Below are 23,228 nucleotides of genomic sequence, written 5' to 3'. Positions count from 1 at the left end.
TCATTGCTCTTGACTCGTCACTTGCCTCTTAAAGAGGCGTGAGTATTACTTACCACTATCCCTAAAGGGATCCTCATATTCTTTTACACTCAATTTATCCAGTGCTATATCATGCTTTTCCTGCTCTTGAATATATTTCTTAATTGTGGCTTCATTAAGCCCTACTGTACTCATATAATAACCTTCCGCCCAGAAATGCCGATTCCCAAACTTATACTTGAGGTTGGCGTGTTTATCAAACATCATGAGTGCACTTTTGCCTTTTAAATACCCCATGAAACTTGAAATACTTATCCTAGGTGGGATACTTACCAACATATGTACATGATCAGGCATTTAATGACCTTCGATAATCTCAACACCTTTATAACTACATAATCGGTGGAATATTTCTCCCAAACTACTTCGATATTGATTATAGATCACTTTTCGTCTATACTTAGGGGTGAACACAATGTGATATTTACACATCCACTTTGTGTGTGATAAACTATGAGACTTTTGCGCCATGGTTTTCTCCTTTCGCTTTACAATTGGCTTGAACACCTTTATTGTATCGCGCTTGGAGTTTTTTTGGTATAACCTTCGACGCGCACCCGCATAGCGGGTGGTTTATTTGTCTCGCACCTCTCGGAGCGAGACGGACTAATAGTCACATAAATCAAAAACAATCCTGCAAGAATTCTTGCAGGATTTTCTTTTATATCAAACCTTCTAGAAGGCCTTTCATAAAGTTCTCAGAATTGAATTCACCGATATCATCGATTTTTTCACCAAAACCAATCAACTTAACAGGAATATTGAGTTCCTCACGGATAGCCAGAACAACACCACCTCGGGCAGTTCCATCAATCTTGGTTAAGACAATTCCTGTAACAGGAGTAATTTTTGAAAACTCTTTGGCTTGTACAAGAGCGTTTTGACCTGTTGAGGCATCCAGAGCTAGGAAGGTTTCATGCGGAGCTTCTGGCACGACACGTTTAATGATACGACCAATTTTTTCCAACTCTGCCATCAAGTTTTCCTTGTTTTGTAAACGGCCAGCTGTATCAATCATCAAAATGTCAACACCTTCTGCTACTGCACGTTCCATCCCATCAAAGACAACACTAGCTGGATCTGCTTTTTCAGGCCCAGTAACCACAGGAACATCTACACGACGGCCCCATTCTGCTAGCTGAGCTACCGCACCGGCACGGAAGGTATCCGCAGCAACAAGCATGACTTTCTTGCCAGCTTGTTTGTAGCGGTGAGCTAATTTACCGATTGAAGTTGTTTTCCCGACACCATTAACACCTACAAAGAGCATGACTGTCAAGCCATCTTGGAAGTTAATGCTTTCATTGTATTGTCCATCTTTTTCGTAAAGCTCTATCAATTTTTCGATGATGACACGACGGAGGACATCTGGTTTTTTGGCATTTTCAAGTTTTGCTTCATAGCGCAATTCTTCAGTGAGATTTGAAGCTACCTGCACACCAACGTCACTCATGATTAAGAGTTCTTCTAGTTCTTCGAAGAATTCTTCATCAACAGAGCGGAAGTTAGCAAAGAAAGCATTCAAACGAGCTCCAAAGCCCGTACGAGTTTTCTTGAGACTACGGTCATATTTTTCCTGTACAGTCTCTTGAACTTGAGGAATTTCTTCGATTACTAGATCTTCTTCCTCTTCTTCAGAAGTGTCTGCTTCCGTTTCGTCTGGTTGAACTTGATTAGCTTCTTCATCGTCGCTATCACTTGAAGGTACTTCTTCGACTGGTGACTCAGGTTCTTCTGCAACAAACTCTGCTACCTCTTGAACTCTTTCTTCAGTTTCTTCAACTTCTGTTGACTCTGACTCTTCCTGACAACAATGACACTCAGTTTCCTCTTCAAACTGAGTTGCTTCTGGTTCAACTGTTTCTAGAGTAGCTTCTGCCTCTGGTTCTGCAGAATCACTAGCTTCTTTAGAATAAGTTTCCTCAACTTCTGAACTTTGATTGATTTCCTCAGTATTTTTCACTTCAACTTCTTCAGTTCCAAGTGCTTCAACTTCCTCGCTAGGTTCTGTCAGATCCAAGTTTTCCAAAGCTTCTTTAACGACTTCTTCGATTTTTGGTTCTTCTTTTCTCCCAAATAAACGGTCAAATAATCCCATTCTTTAGTTCTCCTTCAGTACATATTTTTCAATGGCCCAGGCAACAGCTTCCTCGTCATTGGTCATAGGGGTTACTACATTTGCAACTTCCTTGACCTCAGGCACAGCATTTTGCATAGCAACACCGAGTCCTGCCCATTCAATCATGGAAAGGTCATTAGCCTCATCTCCACAAGCCATCACTTGACTTTTGTCAATTCCTAGATGGTCTATCAATTTAGCTAATCCAGTAGCCTTATGAACGTTCTTTGGTGACCATTCCAAAAGCATGTCGCGAGATTTAAAAATTTCATAATTGTTAAACAAGTCTGGTGAAATATTAGCAATTGCGGCATCCAGTGGTTCTTGGGCAAAAGCGGTCACACACTTGTTGTAGGTCATCTGACTAGACAAATCTTCAAAGTCAATTGGAACAAAGTTTAAAACAGGGTTAAACTTGGCGTAAAGACTTTCTTGATCTGATTGGATTTGGTAAACGGTACCTTCTGAAATGGCATCTAAGGGAATGCCTAGTTTTTCAGTTTCCTCGTAAATACGTGTCACATCATCAATAGAGAATACTGTCTTATCAAGGATTTCACCCGTATTTTTCTGAACCAATCCACCATTAAAGGTGATAGTATACTCGTCATCATGGCCGTCTGTTCCAAGCTCTTTAAGGAAGAAATCCATAGCCTTGAGAGGACGTCCCGTTGTCAGTACCACTTTTACTCCCTGATCACGCGCAGCCCTTAAAGTTGCCTTAGTACGATCAGTCAATTTCTTGTCTGTCGTCAGCAAAGTCCCATCTAAGTCTAGGGCAATTAATTTAATATCTGCCATTACAATCCCTCCATATAAGCAATAACTGATTGGTCTTTGTGATGTCCGATAACTGTTTCAGCTAGTTCTAAAATCTCTGGACGAGCATTTTCAGGTGCGACTGGGTGCCCTACAACTTGCATCATGTGCAGGTCATTAAGATTATCACCAAAAGCCATCACCTGGTCCATATCTAGATTCAATTTCTTAGCTAATTCGACAATAGCAACTCCCTTGTCAACATGGTCTAAAACGATGTCAATGGATTCAAAGCCTGTCGTCATAGCCTTGACCCCAGGAACATGTTCATTGACCCAAGCTTCTCCGGCTTCTACTGTCTCTTCAGTAAAGTTAGTTGTGAATTTGAAAATCTCATCGGTAATATCTTCTAGTCTGGCTACTTTTTTGATATTTTCATTGTAATGATGGCTAAACATAAGATAGATTTCATCTACTGTATCTAAGACATAGCAAGCCTCTTTACCAGTCAAGAGCATCTTCTTCTCATCAAAATAAGGTGAAGTCTTTAGCTTTTCAAATGTTGATAGGTAAAAATCACGAGGCATGGTTGCTTCATAAAGGTCCTCTCCATGAAAACGAACCAAACTACCATTTTCAGCAATAAAGATTATCTCATCTTTGACATCCGCAAAATGCTTTTCAAGTGACAAAAGCCCACGACCAGATGCAACAGCAAAATAGATTCCTTTTTCTTTATAAGAATGGAGCAACTTTTTCAGACGCTCCATATCAAATTGACCGGCACCATCCAAAAAAGTACCGTCCATATCCGTTGCTACTAATTTAATCATAAAATTCTTCATACTCCAATTAATAAATCTACCTTCTATTATACCATAGAAAAAGTAAAAAAAGACGTGCTGAATTGACACGTCTTTGTCTTCTATAAATAATCCCGTAGGGCCAATTTAAAGGCCAGGCTGATTTGCTTACTTTCTTTTATATCCAACCTCTCAACACTTTTCTTCCAAAGTTCTTGATTGAAGTCTATTCTGAGAGTTCATCAGCTATTGCGTAAAAATTGTCAATCTTTGGCTGAGATACATTTGTCACAATCATAAATAGCATATAGTTCTTGACATATAATCTTGCATATGAAAAAATACTTGTTGGAGGTTAATCATATGACTGAAAAAATCAAAAACTGGGTTAATATTTGCGTTTTGAAAAATCAAGAAATTTTATTACTTAATAGACAGCACGATAATTTTCCCGGCTGGATTCCACCGGGGGGAAAAGTTGAATTCCCTGAAAGTTTTTTTGAAGCTGCATTACGGGAACTTAAGGAAGAGACTGGTCTCACTGCATTAAATCTTGAATTAAAAGGAATTTCAGGCTTTACTAATTCAATTGGTAATGAGAGATTTGTCTTCTATGACTTTTTATGTACTCAGTTTACTGGTGAACTAAGTACATCTACTGAAGGTGAGCCAAAATGGTGGAATCTAAAAGATATTAATAAAATACCAATGCAAGATGAAATAAGAAAAAGGCTACCACTTTATTTAAGAAAAGGAAGCTTTGAAAGTATTAACTATTGGGATGATAATAAGAAATGCATTAGTGAAAACAAAACAATTTTATTTGACTAATATTCTCTACGGTATAATCAAGAGTATCCAAATAAAAATCATCTACTCTAGCAATTTTTTCCTTCTACCTATAGATAGCTATAAAGCCTTGGAAACAGATTATTCCAAGGCTTTCTCTATATTATTAAAAATATAAGCCCTTTTCCACACTTTCCTGAATTAACTCTTCTGTCAGTTTCCATAATTTTTCTGATTCACTTTTTATGAACTTTTTCTTTTCTAATACCATGTCTGCACTGATATTATCAGGGTTATAATTGATTTCTGACACTTCCAAGTGATTTATCAGCGGTACCAAGGCGTCGATAACTCTTGCATATCTTGCTTCAGAACTCTGCCCTTTTTCAAATTCCAACCACAAATTTTTCATATTCAAATATTTCTCTTCTGGAAGGAGGCTCATTGTTTTTTCTATAGATGCTAGTTCTCTGTCATGAGAATGAAGCTTTTTTTCATCATCAAACACCCAAGTATCTCCGGCATAAATCTCACCTAAATCATGAATCAATAACATAGAAGTGACTTTTTCCATATCCAATTTTTCAGGATAATAATCTTGAAGAACCATTGCAGCTATGGCACCCTGCCAGGAATGTTCGGCACTATTTTCAAATCTGCCATCAAGAGTTCTATTAAATCTTCTTACTGACTTTAACTTCTCTATTTCTTTAATAAAATCAACTGAATGTTTCAAATTACTCATTGCTATTCCTACCTTATTCGAAATTACAAATATAATAGCAAAAATTAATCTTTACATCATTAATTTCCCTTATTTGCAAAAAAATAACGCCTAATCCACATGAGATTAGACGCTGATAAAATAACTCTCGCTTATTCATCAATTCAAGGTTCTCTTATCCATATTTGGCAAAGAGAGCTTGAACTTAATAATACAAAGTCGAATCACAAAGCCAACTATCGAGAGAATGATAAAGGCAGTAATTCTTGGAAAGTGAAGGACAAAGGCCAACCAGTAATAAATAACGCCAATTACAAAAGATAGAAGGGCATAGATATCTTCTTTAAGAACACTCGGAACTTCGTTGATTAATAGGTCTCGGATAATACCACCACCGGCTCCCGTTAGACAAGCCAAAATCCCTGCAGACATCAAATTTAGCTTACTATCCACTAAGGCTGTCGCTCCAATCAAGGAAAAGATAATCAGCCCAATGGAGTCAAAGATGAGGTAAGCTTCTCTCAGCCACTTATAGAACTTTTTTTCATGACTAGCATTGGCCTGTTTTGAAGTTACAAAGACATACATAATAACCGCTACCAGGATAGAGACATAAATGGGGCTAGGATCTGCTAGAGAAGCTGGAAAGCGACTAATAATGGAATCTCTTAGGATTCCTCCGCCTACTGCAGTTACAATTGCCAATAAACTGATTCCAAAAATATCTAAACGTTTACCAAATCCTTTGATGGCTCCTGACGCCGCAAAGGCTATAGTCCCAATATAATTACAGATCATTAGGAATAGATCAAAATCCATATAAGCTCCTCAAATTATTTTTGTAACCCTTCTGACTTCTTAAAGGTCATTCTAAATGCTTAGCTGAAAGTTTGTAACGAGCACTGACTAAGCATCCATATTCTCTAAATCTTTTAGTTTTACAGAGACAATCTTTGATACACCAGATTCTTGCATGGTTACTCCATAGATAGAGTCTGCCGCTGCCATTGTTCCCTTACGGTGAGTAACAACGATAAACTGACTATCCTTATCAAATCGATTGAGGTAATCCCCAAAGCGTTTAACGTTTGCTTCATCGAGTGCAGCTTCTACTTCATCCAAGATAACAAATGGGATGGTCTTGACCCGAATGATTGAGAAGAGCAAAGCCAGAGCTGACAGGGCCTTCTCTCCACCACTCATGAGATTGAGAGATTGGATTTTTTTACCTGGTGGTTGAACAGAGATTTCAACTCCTGCTGTCAATAAATCACCTTCTGTCAGAATTAGGTCTGCTTGTCCACCTCCAAACATCTGCTTGAAAGTCACCTTAAAGGACTCACGAATAGCTTCGAAGGTTGATTTAAATCGTTCCTTCACTTCATCGTTCATCTCTGTAATGGTTTCAAGAAGCAAATTCTTAGCAGAAAGAATATCATCTCGTTGAGTATTCAAGAATTCCAAGCGTTCGTGTACTTCGTCAAACTGTTCAATGGCATCCAAGTTAACCGGACCAAGTGAACGAATGGATTTTTCCAAATCCTTAACCTTTTGTTCAGCGACAGCCAAGTCTTCCAATTGGTTGGCTTGTTCTAATGCTTCCGTATAACTAATCTGGTATTCTTCAGTCAGTTGACCTTGAAGATAGCGAAGGCGGTCTGTAATCTTCTCTTTAGTCGCTTCTGCTCGTGTTTGCTTACGAATCCATTCTTCATTTTGCTGACGAGCTTGTTCTAAATGACTAGCAATATCATCCAATTGACCTTCAATATCATCTAGTTCAAACTGCTTACGAATCAATCCTTGTTGAATTTCTTCCTTTTGACTCTTAGCTTCTGATTCCTGCTTAGCCAAAAGTTCTGTATCAACTTTTTCAAGATTGTCTACTTTTTCTTGCAAAAGACGTTCAATCTCTTCTTGCTCGATATTGAGGTTCTCAAGTTCATTATTAATCCGTTCAATATCGGTAACTTCATAACGCTTCTGTCCAAGCATTTCTGTTTTGAGCAGACGCTCTTGAGAAAGTTTTTCTTGTAAGTTTTGATAGCGTTCCTGAATAGCATTTTTATTGGACTTGATTTCTTCAATCTCAGATTCCAGCTTTTGCTTTTCGGTTGCAATAACTGCGAGACGTTCTTGGCATTTTTCTTTTTCAGCTTGCCAATCTCCACATCTGAGATTAGTTAATTCTTGCTCCTGAAGTTTTAAGAGTGTTTCGAGTTCTTCGACTTGCTGGCTAGTTTGTTGATAAGCTAGGTACAAGCCTTGTTCTTCTATACGAGCTTGTTCCCCTTTGGACTTAATAGTCTCCAAAGTTTGACTAAGTTCGTTCAAGGCTTCTTGAACTGATTTCAGATTTTCTTCCTCTTGACGAAGAAGCTTTTCTTCTTGAGCAATCTCTTTTTGCAACTGCTCCAATTCAGGCTTGATGAAAATGCTGTTATTTTGACGATTAGCACCACCAGCATAAGAACCACCTGTTCGCAATTCTGTACCATCTAGCGTTACCATTCGAACTTGATAACGCACCTTACGAGCTGCATCACGCGCATGTTCAACTGTATCAAAAATAGCTGTGGTAGCTAGCAGATTTTTAAAGATAGCTTCAAGCTTGGCATCAAAAGTAACCAATTCATCTGCCATGCCAAGAAAACCAGGACTTGAGGCAATCACATCTTGGTTTTGACCTGAAATACTACGTGCCTTAATGGTTGTCAAAGGCAGGAAGGTAGCGCGACCAGCACGGTTTCTTTTTAGGAAATCGATAGCCTTCGTTGCTGCCTGTTCATCTTCAACGATGATATGTTGGCTACTTGCACCGAGCGCAATTTCAAGAGCGGTTTGATAATGAACGTCAAAGGTTAAATGTTCACTGACTGCACCTATGATGCCACCTAAACGATTTTTTTCTTGTAAGACACTCTTAACACCAGCATAGAAATTACTATGATTTTTAAGAATGTTTTCCAAACTTTGCGCCTTGGCCTGTTTGTTTTTCAGACTATCCAAACGGTCAAAGAGTTGATTTTGCTGACTTTGATAAGCCTGCTTTTGTGCTTCTTCTTGCTTGGCATTGGTCTGATAGTCAGCAAGTAAGCTTTGTACTTCTTCTTTAGCTGATTTAAGGGCAGCTTCTTGCTCACTAGCCTTGAACTTGGCAGAAGCCAATTGTTCCTTCAAGGATTCTAATTGTTCTTCTTGCTTTTGAGTTTGTTGGCGACTATTTTCAAGGTCGTTTTCAATCCGTGTCAATTGGTTGGACACATCAGCTTCTTCTTGCAGAAAGGCAACGAAGCGTTCACGCAATTGCTCAATCATTTGGTCTGGATCATCAGAAAAAGCTAATAACTCAGCTTCTAGATGATTGAGTTCCTTAGTATTGACCACTAAATTTTCTTCTAACTGACTGAGATTTGCTTCTTTTTCTTCCTTCTCCTGAATGAGAGCCTTTCTCTTTTCATCCAAACTAGCCAAACGGGTCTGCGCTTCTTGTTGATTGAGGGCAACTTGCTCAGTTTCTAGTTTAGATAAAGCTAACTTACGTTCTAAATCACTGATTAAACTAGTCAAATCAATCAAGCTTGACTGGTCTTTTGCCATCTCAGCCTGTAGATCATGACGTTTCTTTTTGAGAGCTTGATTTTCTTCTTCTAAGTCTTGACGTTTTTGATAATATCCGGTTAAAAGTTCTTGGACTTGGTTTAATTCTTCTTCTGTTAGATCCAATTCAGCCTTATTGTTTTGAATCTGAGCAGCCAAAACGTCCAAGTAGATGGCTTTTCGTTGACCGTCTAATTCTATAAATTTGCGTGCAGTTGTCGCTTGTTTTTCCAAGGGCTTGATTTGATTGTCCAGCTCATAGATGATATCTTCCAAGCGGTCTAGATTATCTTGAGTTTGTTGAAGTTTGCTTTCAGTTTCTTTTCGACGGGTTTTATACTTCAAAACTCCCGCCGCTTCTTCAAAAATAGCCCGCCGTTCTTCAGGTTTGGAGTTAAAGATTTCTTCGACCTTTCCTTGGGAAATGATGGAGAAAGAATCACGTCCGAGTCCAGTATCTAAGAAAAGGTCATGGATATCACGGAGACGAACTTTTTTCCCGTCTATCTTGTACTCACTATCTCCACTACGATAGATATGACGTTCAACTTTGATTTCCTGGCCTGCATCCTTAATAAAGCCATCTTTATTATCCAAAGTAACAATAACAGAAGCGTAGTTTAGAGGTTTCCGACTTTCTGTTCCTGCAAAGATGACATCAGGCATCTTCCCACCACGCAGACTCTTGACACTAGATTCACCAAGTGCCCAACGGAGGCTTTCAGTGATATTTGATTTCCCAGAGCCATTTGGTCCTACAATCGCCGTCACCCCTTGGTCAAAAACAACCTTGGTCTTGTCAGCAAAGGACTTAAACCCTTGGATCTCAATTTCCTTTAAATACATGAATCCAGCCCTTTCTCAACTGCATTTTTAGCGGCTTCCTGCTCGGCCAATTTTTTAGAGCGTCCTTTACCTGAACCTAGACTTTGCCCTTCAACAAGGACTTCAACCTCAAACATCTTATCATGGGCTGGCCCAATCTCTGAAATCACCTGATAACGAATATCAACATCTCCATTAACTTGGAGCAATTCTTGAAGGTGAGTCTTATAATCCTTGATCATCTCAAAATCGCCAGCTTCAACCTTAGGAATCATGACTTGGTAGATAAAGGTTTTTACAGTCTTTATATCCTTGTCTAAAAGCAGAGCACCCAAAAAGGCTTCAAAAGCGTCGCCCAAGATCGTGTCTCGGTTACGACCACCAGACTTTTCCTCTCCCTTACCAAGCTTGATAAACTGGTCAAACTGACAATCACGGGCAAAACCAGCCAAACTCTCCTCACGGACAATCATAGCACGGAGTTTTGACAAGTCCCCTTCTGGTTTTTTAGGGTATTTTTTAAACAGATATTCTGAAATCAATAATTGCAGAACAGCGTCTCCTAAAAATTCCAAGCGTTCATTGTGTGAAATTTTTAAGAGGCGGTGCTCATTGGCATAACTGGTATGGGTAAAAGCTGTTTCAAGTAAGCTTTTATCTGTAAAAACAAGCTCAAAACGATCTTGTAACACTGATTCTAATTCTTTCATGATTACCTCTTTCTAAATCATTATAATCCTATCCATTATATCAAAAAAAGGCTTCATAGTCAGAAAAGAACAGTGAAAAGCTCATTTTCTAACTTCTAGCTAAAATCAGCCCCCAGCTAGCGGTTTGGGCTTTTTTTTGGTATAATAAATCTTATGGAAATTGAAAAAACCAATCGAATGAATGCTCTGTTTGAATTTTATGCAGCCCTTTTGACTGATAAGCAGATGAACTATATCGAACTCTACTATGCAGACGACTATAGTTTGGCTGAAATTGCTGAAGAATTCGGTGTCAGTCGCCAGGCCGTTTATGATAATATCAAACGAACTGAAAAGATTCTGGAAGACTATGAGATGAAACTCCATATGTACTCTGACTACATTGTTCGCAGTCAGATTTTTGATCAGATTTTGGAGCGTTATCCAGAGGATACTTTTCTGCAAGAGCAAATTGAGATTTTGACCAGTATTGATAATAGGGAGTAATCATGGAAAATCTTGTCGTCTATAAAGGGATACCCTGTAAATTATTAGCTGCAGAGGAACCATTTCCTAGTCGACTACAGATTATCTCGCCCAATGATATCAACAAAGCTATGCAAATAGGTTTTAGCTGTTGGGGATATCCAAATGAAATCATGAAAGAAGTCATACCCGAAGAACTAGAGTGTTTGCAACATTTCGGACGATTTCCACTGAATTGAAAAAATAGGAGAAAATAATGGCATTTGAAAATTTAACAGAACGTTTACAGAACGTCTTTAAAAACCTACGTAAAAAAGGAAAAATCACAGAGAGTGATATCCAAGAAGCAACCAAGGAAATTCGTCTGGCTCTTTTAGAGGCTGACGTTGCTCTTCCTGTGGTAAAGGATTTTATCAAAAAGGTTCGTGAACGTGCGATCGGGCATGAAGTCATTGATACCCTCAATCCAGCCCAACAAATCATCAAGATTGTTAATGAAGAATTAACAGAAATTCTTGGTTCAGACACAGCTGAGATTATCAAGTCACCAAAAATCCCAACCATTATCATGATGGTTGGTTTGCAGGGTGCTGGTAAAACAACTTTTGCAGGTAAACTTGCTAACAAACTCAAAAAGGAAGAGGATGCTCGTCCTTTGATGATTGCAGCCGATATCTATCGTCCTGCTGCTATTGACCAGTTGAAAACACTTGGACAACAGATTGATGTTCCCGTATTTGCTCTTGGTACTGAAGTTCCTGCAGTTGAGATTGTTCGCCAAGGTTTGGAGCAAGCAAAAGCCAACCATAACGACTATGTTTTGATTGATACGGCAGGTCGTTTGCAAATTGACGAACTTCTCATGAATGAGCTTCGTGACGTTAAAGCACTTGCTCAACCAAATGAGATTCTCTTGGTCATCGATGCCATGATTGGTCAGGAAGCTGCAAACGTTGCGCGTGAATTTAACGCTCAATTAGAAGTTACTGGGGTTATCCTTACTAAGATTGACGGGGACACTCGTGGTGGTGCTGCCCTTTCTGTTCGCCATATCACTGGTAAACCAATCAAGTTCACTGGTACTGGTGAAAAGATTACCGACATTGAAACCTTCCACCCAGACCGTATGGCTAGCCGTATTCTCGGTATGGGGGATATGCTGACTCTGATTGAGAAAGCTTCCCAAGAATATGACGAGCAAAAAGCCCTTGAAATGGCTGAAAAGATGCGCGAAAATACCTTTGATTTCAACGATTTTATCGATCAGTTGGATCAGGTACAAAATATGGGACCAATGGAAGATTTGCTCAAGATGATTCCAGGTATGGCCAACAATCCTGCCCTTCAAAATATGAAGGTGGATGAAAAACAAATTGCTCGCAAACGTGCCATCGTATCTTCTATGACTCCAGAAGAACGTGAAAATCCAGACTTACTTACTCCAAGTCGCCGTCGTCGTATCGCTGCTGGTTCTGGTAATACCTTTATCGAAGTCAACAAGTTCATCAAGGACTTCAACCAAGCTAAACAACTCATGCAAGGTGTCATGTCTGGTGATATGAACAAGATGATGAAGCAAATGGGTATTAACCCTAACAATCTTCCTAAAAATATGCCTGGAGGTATGGATATGTCTGCCCTTGAAGGTATGATGGGACAAGGTGGTATGCCTGACTTGTCAGCTCTTGGAGGAACAGGAATGCCTGACATGAGCCAAATGTTTGGTGGAGGTCTCAAGGGAAAAATCGGGGAATTTGCTATGAAGCAATCCATGAAACGCATGGCTAATAAAATGAAAAAAGCTAAGAAAAAACGCAAATAAAAAGGGACTCGCTTGAGTCCTTTTTCTGTCTAGTTATTTCGAAGTTTTTCCAAAGTCTCTTTAAAGATAGCTGGGATATCGGAAGTAAATTCCATAGTTTCCCCTGTTCTTGGATGGGTAAATCCAAGTGTCTTGGCATGGAGAAATTGCCCATGTCCTTTCAAGGTTTTACGAGGGCCGTAAACCTCATCACCAGCGACTGGATGACCGATGTAAGCCATGTGTACACGGATTTGGTGAGTTCTTCCAGTTTCCAGTTGCAATTCCAGCAAGGTATAATCACCAAAGCGCTCCAAGACTTGAAAACGTGTTACTGCTGGTTTCCCTTTTGCAGTAACAGCTTGTTTCTTGCGGTCTTTTTCACTTCGTCCGATTGGTGCTTCAATGACGCCACGGTCATTTGGAAGATTGCCATGAACGATGGCCCAATACTTACGAAGAGATTTCTTGTCCTTCAATTCTTGAGCAAGTGCGATGTGCGCTTCATCGTTTTTAGCAATCATCAAGAGACCTGAAGTATCCTTATCAATACGATGGACAATCCCTGGACGCAAAACACCATTGATGCCTGATAGGTCCTTGATGTGGTACATAAGGGCGTTAACCAAGGTACCACTCGTATGTCCAGCACTTGGATGAACAACCATGCCTTGAGGTTTATTGACTACTGCTACATCCTCATCTTGATAAATGATTTCTAGAGGAATATCTTCAGCTACATACTCCAAAACCTCTGGTTCTGGCACCTGATAAGTAACGACATCGCCCTCTTGGACCGTATACTTGGCTTTTTTGACCTGACCATTGACCAAAACTTGACCTGATTTGATTTGTTCATTGGCGAGACTTCGCGACAGTTCTGTTAAATCTGACAAAGCCTTATCTAAGCGTAGTCCACCTGTTTCAATTTTAATTTCCATTCATTTCCTCTTTTAGCATTGCAAGCAATAACACAATCACTCCGACCGTCAGATAGCTATCAGCCACATTGAATATGGCAAAATTAACAAAATCTAAGTGAAACATATCCACGACAAATCCTTGACTGATACGATCGATAAAGTTTCCTAGACCACCTGCAATAATCAAAACCAGTCCAAAGACAGTCCAGAAAGAATCCTCTATATGCTTATGCAAATACCAGATAGCTCCTACCATGACCACTAAGGTAATCACTGCAAAAAACCACTGTTGATCTTGAAGCATAGAAAAGGCTGCCCCCCTATTTTGCAGATAGGTTAAACTAACTAGATTTGGGATCCATGATTTGATTTCACCAAGAGCAATATTCTGAACGACGTAAGCCTTTACCACTTGGTCTAAGACAATCAAGGCTGCTATAATCCCTGCAATTATTCCTCTTTTTTTCATGACTTCCTCTTCTGATCAAAATATTCTTGCATGACTTCTACAAATAGATTACCAGCCTGACTCAAGTCTACTTCCTCACGCTTGACATAAACCATGCGATTATTGAGATTATCATTTAGCGGAATAACGGTGATCCCGTTCACACTATTGTTATCTAAGAATCCAGATCCAGTCGCATAAGCATTTGTTCTTTCAAGAATCCCATTTAAGGTAGCGCGGTCAGTTACGTTAAACATTTGAGAGCTAGCACTTGTATCTACAAAGTTCTCTGAGTAATAAAGATACTCATCCTTTTCCTGTGTGAATCGAACTGTTGGTAAATCAGCCAAATCCTCCATAACCAACTCTTTTTTCTTGGCTAAAGGATGCCCTTCACGCAGATAGATATGCGTCTGGAAAGGAATCAACTCAATCACTTCAAGTCCTAACTTTTCAACCCGTTGCATGATTCCTTTTTGGTTTTGATTGTTGAGGTAGATAATTCCAATCTCACTATGTCCTTGGGCTACTTCATCCAAAATCTGAACAGTTGTAGATTCAAAGATACGAAAATTCTTATAGTCAGGATATTGTTGCGAAAAAGCTGTAATGGTTGGTGGCAAGAAATCATAGTGCTGGCTGGCTATTGAAAACTCATCTTTCTCCTCTTCAGGATTGGCATACTGATTTTGGAAAACATCAAATCCTTTAACCAACTCTTGTGCCTTTTCATAAAATTCCATCCCACGACGTGTAAGAAAAGTTCCTGAACTGGTTCTGCGGAAAATCTTGAAGCCAAGCTCTTTTTCCAAGTCTCTTACAGAAATAGATAGACTCGGCTGGCTAACGTACATTTTCTCAGCAGCTTCACGAAAAGTACCACTATTAGCAATAGCTACAACGTAGCGTAATTGTTGAATATTCATGATTTCTCCTTCGATTTCTATCTTATCATTATACCATAAATCAAGCCTATCCAACAAAGGAAAATCATAAGACAGTTATACTCTTCGAAAATCAAACAAAAAACACCTTTCAAGTTAGATGAAATTCTAACCAAAAGGTGTCGTTATTAAGATTATTTAGCTGCTGCGTAGAGTTCGTCTACTTTATTCCAGTTGATAACTGAGAAGAAAGCTTTGATATAGTCAGGACGAACGTTACGGTATTTCACATAGTAGGCATGTTCCCAAACATCCAAGCCCAAGATTGGTTTTTTACCTTCTGAGATTGGTGTGTCTTGGTTTGCTGTTGAAGTTACTTCAAGCTTACCTTCTTTGTTAACAACCAACCAAGCCCATCCAGAACCAAAACGAGTTGTTGCTGCTGCAGTGAAGGCTGCTTGGAATTCTTCGAATGAACCGAAAGTTTCATCGATTGCTGCTGCAAGTTCTGCTGATGGAGCTGTTTTTTCAGGAGTCATCAATTCCCAGAAAAGAGCGTGGTTCAAGTGTCCACCACCATTGTTGATAAGCGCTTGACGGATATCAGCTGGGATAGATTCTACGTCAGCAAGCAAAGCTTCAAGGTCTTCACCGATTTCAGGGTGTTTTTCAAGAGCTGCATTTGCATTGTTAACGTAAGTTTGGTGGTGTTTGTCATGGTGCAAGTGCATTGTTTCAGCATCGATGTATGGTTCTAATGCATCGTAAGCGTATGGAAGATCTGGTAAGATAATAGCCATCTGTAATACCTCTTTTTCTTTCTATATAATGATGATAACGCAATCATCCTATTTTTTCAAGTTATTTGCTCAATTTGACTGGCTGGCAATCTGCAATAGAGCCTTCTCAAACAGGTAGCCTTTTTCATAAACTCCTGTCTTAATTTGGTAATCAGCTTGGATGAGATAACGAATAGAATTCTGGAGAAAATCAAGGGATAGTCTTCGAGAATCACGAAGGGCAAATTTGATTTGGTAGGGATTAGGATTGCGACCAAGATAGTGACCTAAACTGCTGACCATCTGGGACTCTGACTGACCAGACTCTTGCAAAATTTTCACTTGTGTATAGAGTCTGAACTGCCCCAACATAATGGCAATCAGTTTAATCTCATCTTCTCCCTGCAAAGTCAAATCTTTTACTAAATCACGTGCCTGATCAATCTTCTTAGTCAATATTAACTGAGTTAAATCAAAGATATTATCCTGCAAAGTCTTTGGTATGGTCTCAACAATGTCTTCTTCGGTAATTCGGTCATCATCCTTATAAGACTGTAAGAAGAGTAGATTTTTCTGAATTTCACTGAATTGAAAACCTGATTTGATAAGTAACTGTTCGAAGGATTTTCCATCAAAGGAAAGTCCTTGTTCCTGAGACCACTTTTGAAAATAAGCTCGCATCTCTTGCTCTTTTGGTTCAAGGGCTTCAAAAATCTTGGCATCTCTCTTTAGAATTTTAACTAGACGTCGCTTGCTGTCTAGTTTACCTTCAGCAAAAATAACTAATTTACTCGTCGGAGATGGGTTTTCCAAATATTCTTCAAAAGCCTTAAGCTCGTCATCAGATAGATAGCGTTTTTTAGCAGTTGTTAAATCAAGAAAATGATCTAAAATAACAATTTTTTCATCCGCAAAGAAAGGAAGACTGACCAGCTCAAGTTCCAAACTATTGTAGTCTACTTCTTTCATGTCAAAATAAGCAAAATTCAAATCTGCAGGGTCGTATCCGATTTGCTTTAGAACCTGAGTTTTCATGATGTCGTACTGGCCTTGATCAGCCCCTGTAAACAGGGTCAAACTAGGAAGGTTTGCTAAGGATAGCTTTCGACTTTCTTCTATGGCTAGCATCTTTTCTCCTTTCTTTTTAATTTAGCTTCTGTCTAAACAATATAATTTAATTTTCCACGGAAATCCTCTAGGTTTTGGTATCCTTTTTCCGACATAATTTCTTTTAGTTCCTTTGTAATACGCTCAAAAGCACCTACACCTTCTTTATGAAGAGTAGTTCCTACTTGTACCATGCTGGCACCACATAGGATATGTTCAAAGGCATCACGCCCTGTAAGCACTCCACCAGTTCCGATGATTTGAATTTGAGGATTTAAGCGTTGATAAAAGGCATGGACGTTGGCAAGGGCAGTTGGTTTAATGTATTCTCCACCAATTCCACCAAAACCATTCTTAGGACGAATCACGACAGACTCATCTTCTATATAAAGACCATTTCCAATAGAGTTGACACAGTTGACGAATTTGAGGGGGTATTTGTTAAAAATAGCTGCCGCTTGATCAAAATGTACAATATCAAAATAAGGTGGAAGCTTAATCCCTAGAGGTTTTGTAAAGTAGGCAAAAACCTCTGACAAGATACGGTCTGTTGTTTCAAAATCATAGGCAATCTGAGGCTTGCCTGGCACATTTGGGCATGAGAGATTGAGTTCGGTTAAACCACGGAAATCACTTTCTTGCACCTTTTTCAAGATGGTATGAGTTTCCTCTGGAGACATTCCAACTAAAGATAGGAAGAAGGTACGATTTGGTTCCTTTTCTTGCAATTCCAAAAGGTAGTTCAAGTAATAGTCTAAACCATTATTTGGGAGCCCCATAGAGTTAATAGAACCAAGTGGAACATCTTGATAGCGTGGTTCAGGATTTCCCTGACGAAATTCCAAGGTTGCAGTCTTAGTGACAAAGGTTCCTGCTGCTGAATTTTTGACACCTTCCAACTCCTCAATGGTCATACAAGCAACTCCTGCTGCATTCATCAAGCAATTATCAAACTCAAAACCAGCAATCTGTGTTTTCGTTGATACCATGATTCTATTCCTCCAAAATCCATTATTTCTTTATTATTATACCATACTTTGGCAGGAGCCTTTTAATAAAACTAACCCTATAAAAAGGTTTCTAATTCAACTAATAAAACTAGCTTATTCAAATTGAAAGAATTTTTAGAAAATTTATGTTTTTTTCTTTACAGTAAAAAATTTTTCTGCTATAATGTCTCATGTAATAAAATATGACAACAAAAAGGAGAACGATATGACATCTGCTAAAGAATATATCCAAAGCGTGTTTGAAACTGTAAAAGCTCGTAACGGGCATGAGGCTGAATTTCTCCAGGCGGTTGAAGAATTCTTCAGCACTTTGGAGCCTGTCTTTGAAAAACACCCTGAGTATATTGAAGAAAATATCTTGGCACGTATCACTGAGCCAGAACGCGTAATTTCTTTCCGTGTTCCATGGGTTGACCGTGATGGAAAAGTTCAAGTTAACCGTGGTTACCGTGTTCAATTCAACTCAGCTGTTGGACCATATAAAGGCGGACTTCGTTTCCACCCAACTGTTAACCAAGGGATCTTGAAATTCCTCGGATTCGAACAAATCTTTAAAAACGTTTTGACTGGACTTCCAATCGGTGGAGGTAAAGGTGGATCAGACTTTGATCCTAAAGGTAAAACTGATGCTGAAGTGATGCGCTTCTGCCAAAGCTTCATGACTGAATTGCAAAAATACATCGGACCATCTCTTGACGTACCTGCTGGTGATATCGGTGTTGGTGGACGTGAGATTGGTTACCTTTACGGACAATACAAACGCCTCAACCAATTTGATGCTGGTGTCTTGACTGGTAAACCTCTTGGATTTGGTGGTAGCTTGATTCGTCCAGAAGCAACTGGTTATGGATTGGTTTACTACACTGAAGAAATGCTTAAAGCAAACGGCAACAGCTTTGCTGGTAAGAAAGTTGTGATTTCAGGTTCTGGTAACGTAGCTCAATACGCTCTTCAAAAAGCAACTGAACTTGGTGCAACTGTTATCTCTGTATCTGACTCAAATGGTTATGTCATCGATGAAAATGGTATCGACTTTGACCTTCTTACGGACGTTAAAGAAAAACGCCGTGCTCGTTTGACTGAGTACGCTGCAGAAAAACCAACTGCTACTTACTACGAAGGTTCTGTATGGACTTACACTGGTAACTACGATATCGCTCTTCCATGTGCCACTCAAAACGAGATCAACGGTGAAGCTGCGAAACGCTTGGTTGCTCAAGGAGTTATCTGTGTATCTGAAGGTGCTAACATGCCTAGCGACCTTGAAGCTATCAAAGTCTACAAGGAAAATGGAATCCTTTACGGACCTGCAAAAGCTGCCAATGCTGGTGGTGTAGCTGTATCTGCTCTTGAAATGAGCCAAAACAGCCTTCGCCTTTCATGGACACGTGAAGAAGTGGACGGTCGTTTGAAAGATATCATGACTAACATCTTCAACACAGCTAAAACAACTGCAGAAACTTACGGTCTTGGAACTGACTACCTTGCAGGTGCAAACATTGCAGCCTTCGAAAACGTAGCAAACGCTATGATTGCTCAAGGGATTGTTTAATTCTAAAAATGAACTCCTCACTACTCGTGGGGAGTTTTTCTAATGCAAAAAGAGAGTGGGACAGAAATCGGTAATTCGTTAGAATTCGATTTCGTCGTCCCACCTCCGCACAAGTTGAGTAGGGCTGTAAAAGCTGATGAAATCAGCGTAGTAGAGCCCACTCAACCACTGCGTCTTGCTCGACAATCCAAAGACAAATGAGAGGCTAGGACTTTTGTCCCAGCCTCTAAGTGATTATAATTTACCTGCTACTGCATCCAACAATTCTTGGATTTTCGCTTGATTGCTTCCTCCTGCCATGGCCATGTCTGGTTTACCACCACCACGTCCATCGACGATTGGAGCTAATTCTTTGATCACATTACCTGCGTGCACATCTTTTGTTTTGCTGGCTACAAGGACATTGACTTTGTCACCGATGGCTGCGACAAGAACAAGCACATCCGAATAGTCTTTTTGCTTCCAGTTATCCGCAAAGGTACGAAGGGCACCTGCATCTGATACAGAAACTTGACTAGCAATGTAACGGTGGCCGTTTGCTTCTTGAACATTCTTGAAGACATCGCCTGCTGCCGCTGCTGCTGCTTTTTCCTTCAATTCTGCATTTTCTTTTTGCAATTGACGGAGTTGCTCTTGAAGACCTTCCACCTTGTGAGGTACTTCCTTGAGTTGAGGAGCTTTCAAGGTTGCTGCGACTGCTTTCAGAGCGTCTTCTTGTTCACGATAAGCTTCAAAAGCTTCCTTACCGGTCACTGCCAAGATACGACGAGTTCCTGATCCAATACCTTCTTCTTTGACAATCTTGAAGAGGCCAATCTCAGAAGTGTTACCTACGTGGGTACCACCACACAGCTCCACTGAATAGTCACCGATAGTGACTACGCGAACTTCCTTACCGTATTTCTCACCAAAGAGGGCCATAGCTCCCATTTCTTTAGCTGTGTCAATATCAGTCTCAACTGTTTCCACTGCAATGGCTTCCCAAATCTTCTCATTGACTTGTTGCTCAATAGCACGCAATTCTTCAGGAGTGACAGCTTGGAAGTGAGTGAAGTCAAAGCGAAGGAATTCGACTTCATTAAGTGAACCTGCTTGAGTAGCATGGTGGCCAAGGATATTATGAAGGGCCGCATGGAGCAAGTGAGTTGCTGTGTGGTTCTTCATGACACGGTGACGACGATTGCTATCGATTGCCAAAGTGTATTCTTGGTTCAAAGCAAGAGGAGCAATAACTTCAACGGTGTGCAATGCTTGTCCATTCGGTGCTTTTTGAACATCCGTTACAGTCGCTACTACGTTTCCTTGAACATCCAAGATTTGACCGTGGTCCGCAACTTGTCCACCCATTTCAGCGTAGAATGGTGTTTCTGCAAAGATAAGTGACGCAGTCCCTTCAGCTACAGCTTCTACTTCAGCATTGTCAGCTACGATAGCAACCAACTTAGAAGACAATTGACTAGCATTGTAGTTGAAGACACTTTCTACAGTGATGTTTTGAAGGGTTTCATTTTGCATACCCATAGATCCACCTTTGACAGCAGATGCACGCGCACGTTCTTGTTGTTCCTTCATGGCTGCTTCGAAGCCTTCACGGTCTACAGTCATACCAGCTTCTTCAGCGATTTCTTCTGTCAATTCTACTGGGAATCCGTATGTATCATAGAGTTTAAAGACATCTTGACCTGCGATGACAGATTGACCTTTTTCTTTCAAGTCTGCTACGATACCTTGGGCAAAGTGTTGACCTGAGTGAAGAGTACGAGCAAATGACTCTTCTTCGCTCTTAACGATTTTTTCGATAAAGTCACGTTTTTCAAGCACTTCTGGGTAGTAGCTTTCCATGATTTTTCCAACAGTTGGAACGAGTTTGTAAAGGAAAGGCTCATTGATACCCAATTTTTGACCATGCATAGAGGCACGGCGGAGAAGACGACGAAGGACATAACCACGACCTTCATTTCCAGGAAGGGCACCATCACCGATAGCGAATGAAAGAGAACGGATGTGGTCAGCGATGACCTTAAAGCTCATGTTGTCGCCATCTTGGTCGTAAACCTTACCAGATAATTTCTCAACTTCACGGATGATTGGCATGAAGAGGTCAGTTTCAAAGTTTGTCTTAGCACCTTGGATCACTGCTACCAAACGCTCCAACCCAGCTCCCGTATCAATGTTTTTGTGTGGCAATTCTTTGTACTCGCTACGAGGAACAGCAGGGTCAGCGTTAAATTGTGATAATACAATGTTCCAGATTTCGATATAACGGTCGTTTTCGATATCTTCTGCAAGAAGACGAAGACCGATGTTTTCTGGGTCAAAGGCTTCTCCACGGTCGAAGAAGATTTCTGTATCAGGTCCAGAAGGTCCTGCACCGATTTCCCAGAAGTTGTCTTCGATTGGAATCAAATGGCTTGGATCTACTCCCACTTCAATCCAGCGGTTGTATGAATCCTTGTCATCTGGATAATAAGTCATGTAAAGTTTGTCTTTAGGGAAGTCAAACCACTCAGGGCTTGTCAAAAGCTCATATGCCCATGTAATAGCTTCGTCACGGAAGTAATCCCCGATTGAGAAGTTCCCCAACATTTCAAACATAGTATGGTGACGAGCAGTCTTACCTACGTTTTCGATATCGTTGGTACGGATGGCTTTTTGCGCATTGGTAATACGTGGGTTTTCAGGAATGATAGTTCCGTCAAAGTATTTTTTAAGAGTAGCAACCCCTGAGTTGATCCACAAAAGTGTTGGGTCGTTTACTGGAACCAAGCTAACAGATGGTTCTACTGAGTGGCCTTTTGTAGCCCAGAAATCAAGCCACATTTGGCGGACTTGTGCACTAGATAATTGTTTCATATGTATCTCCTTTTTACTAATTTGATTGGCTTTCTAGCATTTCCACATAGTCAATAGCGACACAGAGGGAAATGACTAGGTCTGCATAAGATTCGTCATAGACGGTTACGGTATAGGTAGAGGTTAAATGGAAAAGTTCCTTGGCAATCTCCGCAATTACTTGGTCACGATCGTCTAGCAATTTAAAATTCAAATCCCAGACATTTCCTTCGATACGAAGACCGAGACTGTCAAACTCATACTTATCCTTCCAGAAAGTCAACTTCTTTCGGATATAAAAATGATCGCCATTACTCAGTTGAATTTCAAAACGAGGTAGGAAAGTTAAGACTTCTTTACTAATCTCACTGACCTGTTCACCAGCAACATCATAGATGGTAAAGGTTTTAGGAATCTTAAAAAATGAACCTTCAACCTGATAGGCGACATTGCCCAACTCATCCTTGATATCAAAGCGTTCACCACCTAGGCGAAATTTCTGTTTGACAAGAAATGTTCTCATAAGCACCTCCAAAAATAAAAAACAAATCCATATCACGAAGGGCGAAAAACCGCGGTACCACCTTCATTCAATGAACTTGTCATTCTTTGATTCTTATGCAATTGTTAGATTGAGTAGCATGATTTTCTATCTTAGATGGCTCGCAGCACCGCCAATTCTCTGAACTAAGACGGAGAGAAAATCAATTCTCAACATTCCTATTATATCGTTTTTTTAAGTCTGCGTCAACTGGAAATAATCCTCATTTAAATAACCAACTCCCTAAATCTCTGGTTACTTTTTCAGAATATATTTTTTCTTACTGCCATTTTTCTTTTTATCCCAACTTTTATTCCAAAGTTTTGAATTGTTAAAGATAGCTTCGAAAATATTTACAAATATAAAGAACCCTATCACCAAATGTATGGAATCAGTTGTTAGGTATTGTCGATCCAAACCATCCTTTAGAGAGAATAGTATAACAGTTTGCTGAACAATCAAAAAGGTTGGCCAATAACTTTTTTTGAAAAAAGTAGACATTTTCATGATTTGTTACC

General features: G+C 39.8%; 21 protein-coding genes and 1 pseudogene. 5 read left to right on the top strand and 17 right to left on the bottom strand.

Annotated elements, in window-relative coordinates; translation table 11 throughout:
* Positions 1-45: 45 nt before the first annotated feature.
* The 4 genes and pseudogenes from tnpA to E7C97_RS02030 all read right to left on the bottom strand — a co-directional run bounded on the left by tnpA (position 46) and on the right by E7C97_RS02030 (position 3,750).
* Positions 46-510, bottom strand: a pseudogene (gene tnpA / locus E7C97_RS02045) (IS200/IS605 family transposase).
* Between the two features lie 190 nt (positions 511-700).
* Positions 701-2,137: a signal recognition particle-docking protein FtsY gene (ftsY, locus tag E7C97_RS02040; RefSeq protein WP_316107961.1), complete on the bottom strand. Its 1,437-nt coding sequence runs from the start codon at positions 2,135-2,137 to the stop codon at positions 701-703.
* A 3-nt stretch (positions 2,138-2,140) separates the two neighbouring features.
* A complete protein-coding gene (locus E7C97_RS02035; protein WP_316107960.1) occupies positions 2,141-2,959 on the bottom strand; it encodes a Cof-type HAD-IIB family hydrolase in 819 nt (272 codons plus the stop codon).
* Complete coding sequence (locus E7C97_RS02030) at positions 2,959-3,750, bottom strand: HAD family hydrolase (RefSeq protein WP_316107959.1); 792 nt, start codon at positions 3,748-3,750, stop codon at positions 2,959-2,961. The genes E7C97_RS02035 and E7C97_RS02030 overlap by 1 nt, the downstream gene beginning before the upstream one ends.
* A gap of 333 nt (positions 3,751-4,083) precedes the next feature.
* Here E7C97_RS02030 and E7C97_RS02025 point away from each other — a divergent pair, with 333 nt between their 5' ends.
* Entirely contained in the window at positions 4,084-4,551 is a 468-nt protein-coding gene (locus E7C97_RS02025) for an 8-oxo-dGTP diphosphatase (RefSeq protein ID WP_075228267.1), read from the top strand.
* Between the two features lie 124 nt (positions 4,552-4,675).
* Here E7C97_RS02025 and E7C97_RS02020 read toward each other — a convergent pair whose 3' ends face one another.
* The 4 genes from E7C97_RS02020 to rnc form a co-directional block, all read right to left on the bottom strand.
* The gene (locus E7C97_RS02020) at positions 4,676-5,254 is read right to left on the bottom strand and encodes an HD domain-containing protein (protein ID WP_316107958.1); all 579 of its coding nucleotides are present in this window, start codon (positions 5,252-5,254) and stop codon (positions 4,676-4,678) included.
* 138 nt (positions 5,255-5,392) lie between these two features.
* The gene (locus E7C97_RS02015; RefSeq protein ID WP_316107957.1) at positions 5,393-6,052 is read right to left on the bottom strand and encodes a trimeric intracellular cation channel family protein; all 660 of its coding nucleotides are present in this window, start codon (positions 6,050-6,052) and stop codon (positions 5,393-5,395) included.
* Positions 6,053-6,139: 87 nt separating this feature from the next.
* Positions 6,140-9,679, bottom strand: a complete 3,540-nt coding sequence (gene smc / locus E7C97_RS02010) for a chromosome segregation protein SMC (protein WP_316107956.1) — start codon at positions 9,677-9,679, stop codon at positions 6,140-6,142.
* Positions 9,670-10,368, bottom strand: coding sequence for a ribonuclease III (rnc, locus tag E7C97_RS02005; RefSeq protein ID WP_000661075.1), 699 nt, complete (start codon positions 10,366-10,368; stop codon positions 9,670-9,672). Before rnc ends, smc begins: the two co-directional genes overlap by 10 nt.
* A 153-nt stretch (positions 10,369-10,521) precedes the next feature.
* Between rnc and E7C97_RS02000 the strand changes: the two genes are divergently transcribed.
* From E7C97_RS02000 to ffh, 3 genes are read left to right on the top strand one after another with little or no spacing between them, the layout of a single operon-like run.
* Complete coding sequence (locus tag E7C97_RS02000; protein WP_000402065.1) at positions 10,522-10,854, top strand: putative DNA-binding protein; 333 nt, start codon at positions 10,522-10,524, stop codon at positions 10,852-10,854.
* A 2-nt stretch (positions 10,855-10,856) separates the two neighbouring features.
* A complete protein-coding gene (locus tag E7C97_RS01995; RefSeq protein ID WP_316107953.1) occupies positions 10,857-11,072 on the top strand; it encodes a 2-oxoglutarate:acceptor oxidoreductase in 216 nt (71 codons plus the stop codon).
* Between the two features lie 17 nt (positions 11,073-11,089).
* Positions 11,090-12,655 (top strand): signal recognition particle protein, encoded by a 1,566-nt coding sequence (gene ffh / locus E7C97_RS01990; RefSeq protein ID WP_316107951.1) that lies wholly within the window; start codon positions 11,090-11,092, stop codon positions 12,653-12,655.
* A gap of 29 nt (positions 12,656-12,684) precedes the next feature.
* Here ffh and E7C97_RS01985 read toward each other — a convergent pair whose 3' ends face one another.
* From E7C97_RS01985 to E7C97_RS01960, 6 genes are all read right to left on the bottom strand, one after another.
* A complete protein-coding gene (locus tag E7C97_RS01985) occupies positions 12,685-13,575 on the bottom strand; it encodes an RluA family pseudouridine synthase (RefSeq protein WP_316107949.1) in 891 nt (296 codons plus the stop codon).
* Positions 13,565-14,026: a signal peptidase II gene (gene lspA / locus E7C97_RS01980; protein ID WP_316107947.1), complete on the bottom strand. Its 462-nt coding sequence runs from the start codon at positions 14,024-14,026 to the stop codon at positions 13,565-13,567. Before lspA ends, E7C97_RS01985 begins: the two co-directional genes overlap by 11 nt.
* Positions 14,023-14,931: a LysR family transcriptional regulator gene (locus E7C97_RS01975; RefSeq protein ID WP_316107946.1), complete on the bottom strand. Its 909-nt coding sequence runs from the start codon at positions 14,929-14,931 to the stop codon at positions 14,023-14,025. The genes lspA and E7C97_RS01975 overlap by 4 nt, the downstream gene beginning before the upstream one ends.
* 152 nt (positions 14,932-15,083) lie before the next feature.
* A complete protein-coding gene (sodA, locus tag E7C97_RS01970) occupies positions 15,084-15,689 on the bottom strand; it encodes a superoxide dismutase SodA (protein ID WP_006150800.1) in 606 nt (201 codons plus the stop codon).
* A gap of 69 nt (positions 15,690-15,758) precedes the next feature.
* The gene (gene holA, locus E7C97_RS01965; RefSeq protein WP_316107943.1) at positions 15,759-16,796 is read right to left on the bottom strand and encodes a DNA polymerase III subunit delta; all 1,038 of its coding nucleotides are present in this window, start codon (positions 16,794-16,796) and stop codon (positions 15,759-15,761) included.
* A gap of 32 nt (positions 16,797-16,828) precedes the next feature.
* On the bottom strand, positions 16,829-17,764 hold the full coding sequence (locus tag E7C97_RS01960; protein ID WP_316107941.1) for a dihydroorotate oxidase: 936 nt from the start codon (positions 17,762-17,764) through the stop codon (positions 16,829-16,831).
* Between the two features lie 226 nt (positions 17,765-17,990).
* Between E7C97_RS01960 and gdhA the strand changes: the two genes are divergently transcribed.
* Positions 17,991-19,337 (top strand): NADP-specific glutamate dehydrogenase, encoded by a 1,347-nt coding sequence (gene gdhA, locus E7C97_RS01955; protein WP_045763342.1) that lies wholly within the window; start codon positions 17,991-17,993, stop codon positions 19,335-19,337.
* A 234-nt stretch (positions 19,338-19,571) separates the two neighbouring features.
* On the opposite strand, the gene alaS is transcribed toward gdhA, so the two are convergent.
* From alaS to E7C97_RS01940, 3 genes are all read right to left on the bottom strand, one after another.
* Positions 19,572-22,190, bottom strand: a complete 2,619-nt coding sequence (gene alaS / locus E7C97_RS01950; protein ID WP_316107938.1) for an alanine--tRNA ligase — start codon at positions 22,188-22,190, stop codon at positions 19,572-19,574.
* A gap of 16 nt (positions 22,191-22,206) precedes the next feature.
* Positions 22,207-22,692 (bottom strand): LURP-one-related family protein, encoded by a 486-nt coding sequence (locus E7C97_RS01945; protein ID WP_316107936.1) that lies wholly within the window; start codon positions 22,690-22,692, stop codon positions 22,207-22,209.
* A 273-nt stretch (positions 22,693-22,965) separates the two neighbouring features.
* Entirely contained in the window at positions 22,966-23,217 is a 252-nt protein-coding gene (locus tag E7C97_RS01940; RefSeq protein ID WP_049503189.1) for a hypothetical protein, read from the bottom strand.
* Positions 23,218-23,228 lie beyond the last annotated feature (11 nt).

The sequence above is a fragment of the Streptococcus sp. genome, assembly GCF_032481935.1.
Lineage (GTDB): Bacteria > Bacillota > Bacilli > Lactobacillales > Streptococcaceae > Streptococcus.
Note: the sequence above shows the minus strand (reverse complement) of the source record. Positions and strands in the feature narration are given on the sequence as shown.